Raw genomic sequence first — 6,000 nt, forward strand, 5'->3', positions numbered from 1 at the left:
TTATTCAGCACTTATGCCGAAGGTAAACAATTGATCCGATTTTGGTTTACCGGGTTATCCACAGTTTTTGAGGCGCGTTAACACTACTACTATTTATATATATCAACTACAAAGTAAAAGAACCGCAAAAACATCAGCCGTCGGCGCTTGCGCAAAAGCAGCCGGAAGCAATACGCTACGTTATTGCCGTTCCGACTCCAGTCTTTCGATTCTTATCAAGAGAAGTTGCCAATGTCATCACAAATTCCCCGCCTTGGATTGATCAGCGCCCTGCACCAGGAACAAGCCGGCCTGATCGAGACCATGCAAGCCACCGAAAAGACCCATCGCGGCATGCGCGATTACACGTTTGGCAAGTTATGGGGGATCGATACGGTCTGCGTTTTGTCGCGCATGGGGAAGGTCGCCGCCGCCGCGACCGCAGCAACCCTCATAGAACGCTTTGCAGTCACGCATATCGTCTTCACTGGTGTGGCGGGTGCCGCGGGTGACGAACTGCGCGTAGGCGACATCGTGGTGGCAGATGCGCTGGTTCAGCATGACATGAACACCACACCGCTGTTTCCGCAATATGAAGTTCCGCTGCTCGGTCAGTCGCATTTCTCTTCTGACAAGAATCTGACCGATCGTCTGGCGCGTGCTGCGTCGGATTTCGCGGCGCTCGATGCGCAAGGGGCGATTTCAGAACAAGATCGGGAAAACTTCCGGCTTGGTCTGCCGCGCGTGCATCGCGGCCTGATTGCCAGCGGGGATGAATTCGTTCATCGGCAGGAAAGGCGCGATGCGCTGAAAGCGGCTTTTCCGTCGCTCCTGGCACTGGAAATGGAAGGCGCCGCCGTGGCCCAGGTCTGTTTCGAGTTCGGCGTGCCCTTCGCCGTGATCCGCACGATCTCCGATAGCGCCAATGAAGAAGCGCCGCACGACTTCATGCAATTCATCGACCGGATTGCTTCGCGTTATGCGTTTGGCATTGTGAAGAGGTTGTGCACACAGGCTTGACAAGTCCTTGTCAGCGCAACTGCGGGCAATAATTTTTTCATTTGCCGCTGGTGCCGCTGGTGCCGCTAGTATTCGCGGCCTTTCTGGCTGCCGTCGGTGCGACCGGTTTTTCGGTTGCCTGCGCCAGCAAGGTTCCGCATTCACTCTTTTCGCCTGGCCCCACATTTACCAGCGGGATCAAGGCCGCGGCGACCGGTGCCAGGGCGCCGAGTGCGAGCGCGCTGCCAGCCTTGAGCGCGACGACGCCCTTGTCGACGCCGACCTTGGGTTTCTTGAACGGGCCGCTCACGTACAGCGGCGAACGCAGGGAAATCATGCGCAGGCCCTTGGTATCCGGATAAATGGTCAGGTCCAGCAACTCTTTCGCGAGATTGATCTTTCCGTCGACATGAATCGTTGCATCGGCGGTATCGACGACAAACGCGCGTGTCTGCATCACGCCTTTGTCGATGATGAAATCGGTTGCCGCGCAATTGAGCTGGATCTGCTTGTCGCCGAACATCTGCGTGACAATGATGCTGCTGATATTCAAACCCATCTTTTCCAGCAATAACTTGCTGATGGTTCCCTGGTTGATCACCGCCTTGATCTCGCCGTTGGATGAACCGAGCAGTTCGGCGACCGAGTTGCCGCTGGCCGTCAGTGCGGCATCGCTGTTGATTTCACCCAGGCTGGCCTGCATTCCCTCAAGCGTCGGAAACAATTGCTTGAGCTTCATGTGACGCGCGGATAATTTCATCTCGGCTTTTACCGGTGTGGTCTTGCCGTTGAGCGTGATATTCGAAACCAGGTTGCCGCCCGCGATGCCGAACTTGAGCGGCGCGAGCGAGATCACGCCGTCGCGCAAGTGAACACGGGTCACCAGATTGTCGATCGGCAGTTCTTCCTTGCGCACGATGCGCCGGCCGGTGAATTGCACATCCGCATCGATGCTGTTCCAGCGCTCTGTACGGAAGTTCTCCACCGGCAGCACCTTGTCGGGCGGCTGCTCGCCCTTGGCACCGCGCCGGGCGCGACTGTCCTCGGAGTCGGCGCCGATCAATGGTGACAAGTCATTGAAATTCAGGAAATCGGATGCGACCGTGCCTTCCAGCGAGGAGCGCGGTTCGCCGCCGCGATAATGCAAGGTGCCGGCCAGGTCGCTCGCGCCCATCTTGCCGCTGAATTTTTCATAGGTCCAGTTGCCGCCATGTTGTCCGGGGCTGCCGTGCAGCCTGCCTTCGGTCACGAAGGGACGCGTCTCCGGAAGCACGACGCCGATCAGCGGATAGAGTTGCGCCATGCTCACGCTGGCGATCTTCAGCTGCAGGTCGAGCGCGGCGAGCCGGCGCGGATCGGTCAGGCTTCCCTTGGCATCGATGCTGGTCTTGCCGACACGCACGCTGGCATCGATCGGATATTCGGTATTTTTTTGCTGCAGCGACAGGATGCCGCCGGCGCGCCCCTGCCCGCTGACTTGTTCGCCGTTGTAAGTGCCGGCGACACGCCAGCCGAGACGCAGGTTTTCCTCCTTGCCATTGCCCAGGGTATCGATTTCGGCTTTCAGATTGGCGTGCTTGACGGCATCCTTCAGCTGAATTTCGCCCTTGGCCAGGATCAGGCGTTGCAGTTCGAATTGCCATTCCGATTTGCCGCCGGATCCGAAGGTCCAGTTGTTGCGTCCGTCCTGCAAACGTTCGAGCGACAATTCGGGTGCACTGAGCGCGAGCGAGGGGATGACGATTTTCTTGCTGAGAAGCGGAAGGGGACGGATGGAAAAGCTGACATCGCGCGCCTTGGCCATGAAGGGCTTGTCCGCCCAGTCAGGATTGCCGAAACTGACGTCGCGCGCGGCCAGGCGCGGCCACGGCACCCATGCGCGCCAACCCTGTTCGCCTTGCGGCGCCTGCCAGGTCAGGCTCAGATTGCCGCCGATATTGAACGCGCGCCCTGTCGCTTCAGCGACGCGCGAACTGATCCACGGCTTGGTGCGGTTCCAGTCAAAGTTGAGCAGTGCTGCGACACAGAGTGCGAGCACGACAATCAGGCCACCGGCACTGTAGAGAGCGATTTTTCCTGCGCGGGACATGCCGGTAAGACTTGACCGACATGCAAGAGTTCATTGCCGGCAGTCTGCTCGGCCTTCAATGCAGTTCGGCCGGTGCTTCCTCCCTGCAAAAATCGCAGGCACGCTGCTTCGTCTGCGGAAACATGCCGGCGCCGCTGATCTTCACCCGGTCCAGCGAAAAGCGGCGCAGATAATTGAAAATGTGCTGGTGAATGCCGACGGTGGCTTGCATCAGCAAGAGTTCCACATCGTTTGTTCCGGGAGCAATCTTCAATTGCGAAGGCTCTGCCTTGTCGCAGGCCGGCGCGTCCGTCAGTACTGCGCGGAACACATCTTCCAGCGTGATCTCCGATGGCGCACCGGCCAGCAGCCAGCGATCCGAGTCGTCCGGGTGCAACAATCCGGCGCGGCACAAGTGACGGCAATTCTTTTCCAGCACTTGCGTCGGATAACCGGTTGCATTTTCCAAGGCGGAAATACCGACCGCACGCGGCGCGCAGCGCACCAGCTCCGCAAGGATACCGGTGCCGACCGCGAGCCGCTGATGCAAGTCCGGATCGCCGAGAAAGTAGTGATCGATATCAGTCATCTTCTTTCCCGGTCGCGCCTACGCACCCATGGTCATCAGGCTTGCATTGCCGCCCGCCGCAGTTGTGTTGACGCACAGTGCGCGCTCGGCAACCAGGCGCCACAAGGGCACCATCTCCGCTTCGCAGGTCTCTATGCAAGGCAACAAGGCGCCGTCGCGTGCAGCAAGTTCTGGCAGAAGACTGTGCATCTTCGGTGCGTCAAGCAGTGCGACGTTGAGCGCTTGTCGGGAAAGTGCATCTTCCTCGACAACCGTTACCGCATTGCGCACCGCCTGCGGCAAGCCGGGCGGCAGGAGCAGCGAGGATGCGGCATCCATGACGACGCGATTGCCTGTCGCAAGCGCAGCGGCAAGCTGATTCAGCAACCCGCTCACGCTTGTTGCCGCACACAATACCGTGCCGCGCGGAGCAAAGCTGAGCGTGTTGCGCTCGCCGGTCGGTCCCGGCAGCACCAGCGAGGTATTCAGCGGCGTTGCATGTGCATAGGATTCACCAAGGCTGGCGACTCGCTCGTGGCCGTGCGTGTCCGCCCATGCGAGCAATTGCTCGAAAGCGGATTGCGCGGATGCCGGCGCCTGTTTCTGATGAATGGTGTGTCCGCCGATGGCAACGACCGGGTTGCGTTGCAGGCGCTTCAGGTACAACGGCCCGCCCGCCTTCGGTCCCGTGCCCGACTTGCCTTCTCCACCGAATGGTTGCACGCCGACCACCGCGCCGACAATGTTGCGATTGACGTAAATGTTGCCGACGTGTGCACGCGCCGTGATGAAGTCAATGGTTTCATCGATGCGCGAGTGGATGCCGAGTGTCAGGCCGTAACCGCTTGCGTTGATGTCCTCGATCAATTGCGGCAACTGGTCGCGCTGATAACGAATGACATGCAGCACCGGCCCGAAGACTTCACGCTGCAATTCCGACAGCGATGAAATTTCGATCACGGTCGGCGGCACGAATGTGCCTTGTGCGCAACCTTCGGGCAACGTCAATTGATAAAAATCGCGGGCATGGGTCTTGATGCGTTCGATGTGCAGCAGCAATCCTTTTTGCGCATCCGCATCGATCACCGGACCGATGTCGGTAGCGAGGCGATCCGGATTCCCGACGCGCAATTCCTGCATCGCGCCCTTCAGCATCTTGATGGTCTTGTCCGCGATATCCGCTTGCAGGCAAAGCACGCGCAAGGCGGAGCAGCGCTGGCCGGCGCTGTCGAAGGCGGAACTGATCACATCCTGCACCACCTGTTCCGGCAATGCGCTGGAGTCGACGATCATGGCATTCTGGCCACCGGTTTCCGCGATCAGCGGAATCTCGTGCCCTTCCTTGACCGCGCGCTGTGCCAGCGTGCGATTGATCAACTGCGCCACTTCGGTCGAACCGGTGAAGATCACGCCGCAGACGCGCGCATCGGCCACCAGCTTCGCGCCGACGGTTTCGCCGCGACCCGGCAGGAGTTGCAGTGCGCCACGCGGCACACCGGCTTCATGCAGCAATTGCACGGCGCGATGGGCGATCAGCGGAGTTTGTTCCGCCGGCTTGGCCAGCACCACATTCCCTGCAGCCAATGCAGCGCTCACCTCGCCGATAAAAATCGCGAGCGGGAAATTCCACGGGCTGATGCATACCACGGGACCGAGCGCAAAGGTATTCGGTCCGGTCTGCACTTGCGCAGCGTAATAGCGCAGGAAGTCGACCGCTTCGCGCACTTCCGCGATGGCGTTCGGCAGCGACTTGCCGGCTTCGCGTATCGCCAGCGCCATCAGTTCGAGCTGGTGTTCTTCCAGCAAATCGGCGGCACGCACCAGAGCTGCCGCGCGCAGCGCAGGCGGCAAGGTTTGCCAGTCCGTTGCATAGGCTTGTGCGGCATTCAGCGCGCTTTCCACTTGTTCGGCGCCGGCTTCGATCACCTGGCCGACGATGTCGCGATGATCGGCGGGATTGATCACGTTCTGCGGCTGATTCCTGCTTTCCGATAGCGCGGCGAGCAAGGGTGCGGCTTGCCATTGCTTGTTCCCGAAATCCGCGAAGACAGCGTCGACATCGCGCAACACGTTTTCATTGCTCAAGTCCACGCCGGCGGAATTCTTGCGTTCCATGCCATACAAGTCGACCGGCAAGGAAATGCCCGGATGCGGTTCACCGCCCAGCGTCTTCGCGACTTCGACGGGATCGGCGATCAGGCTTTCCACGGCAACACTCTCATCGACGATCTGATTGACGAAGGAAGAATTCGAACCGTTTTCCAGCAGGCGGCGCACCAGGTAGGCAAGCAGGGTTTCATGCGAACCGACCGGCGCATAGATGCGGCAGGCCTTGCCCAGCTTGTCGTCGCCGACCACCTGGTCGTACAGCGTTTCGCCCATGCCG

At 59.8% G+C, this 6,000-nt stretch carries 4 protein-coding genes; 1 reads left to right on the plus strand and 3 read right to left on the minus strand.

All coding sequences use genetic code 11. The features are described from left to right. Positions 1-231: 231 nt before the first annotated feature. Positions 232-999: a 5'-methylthioadenosine/adenosylhomocysteine nucleosidase gene (locus tag VJ651_RS12035; RefSeq protein WP_324107690.1), complete on the plus strand. Its 768-nt coding sequence runs from the start codon at positions 232-234 to the stop codon at positions 997-999. Positions 1,000-1,036: 37 nt separating this feature from the next. On the opposite strand, the gene VJ651_RS12040 is transcribed toward VJ651_RS12035, so the two are convergent. The 3 genes from VJ651_RS12040 to putA all read right to left on the minus strand — a co-directional run. Continuing rightward, complete coding sequence (locus tag VJ651_RS12040) at positions 1,037-3,067, minus strand: AsmA family protein (RefSeq protein WP_324107687.1); 2,031 nt, start codon at positions 3,065-3,067, stop codon at positions 1,037-1,039. A gap of 55 nt (positions 3,068-3,122) precedes the next feature. Next, positions 3,123-3,635, minus strand: coding sequence for a hypothetical protein (locus tag VJ651_RS12045; RefSeq protein ID WP_324107688.1), 513 nt, complete (start codon positions 3,633-3,635; stop codon positions 3,123-3,125). 18 nt (positions 3,636-3,653) lie between these two features. Continuing rightward, the coding region (gene putA, locus VJ651_RS12050; RefSeq protein ID WP_324107689.1) for a bifunctional proline dehydrogenase/L-glutamate gamma-semialdehyde dehydrogenase PutA at positions 3,654-6,000 on the minus strand (2,347 nt) is incomplete at its 5' end.

The sequence above is a fragment of the Noviherbaspirillum sp. genome (genome assembly GCF_035254865.1).
Taxonomy (GTDB): domain Bacteria; phylum Pseudomonadota; class Gammaproteobacteria; order Burkholderiales; family Burkholderiaceae_D; genus Noviherbaspirillum.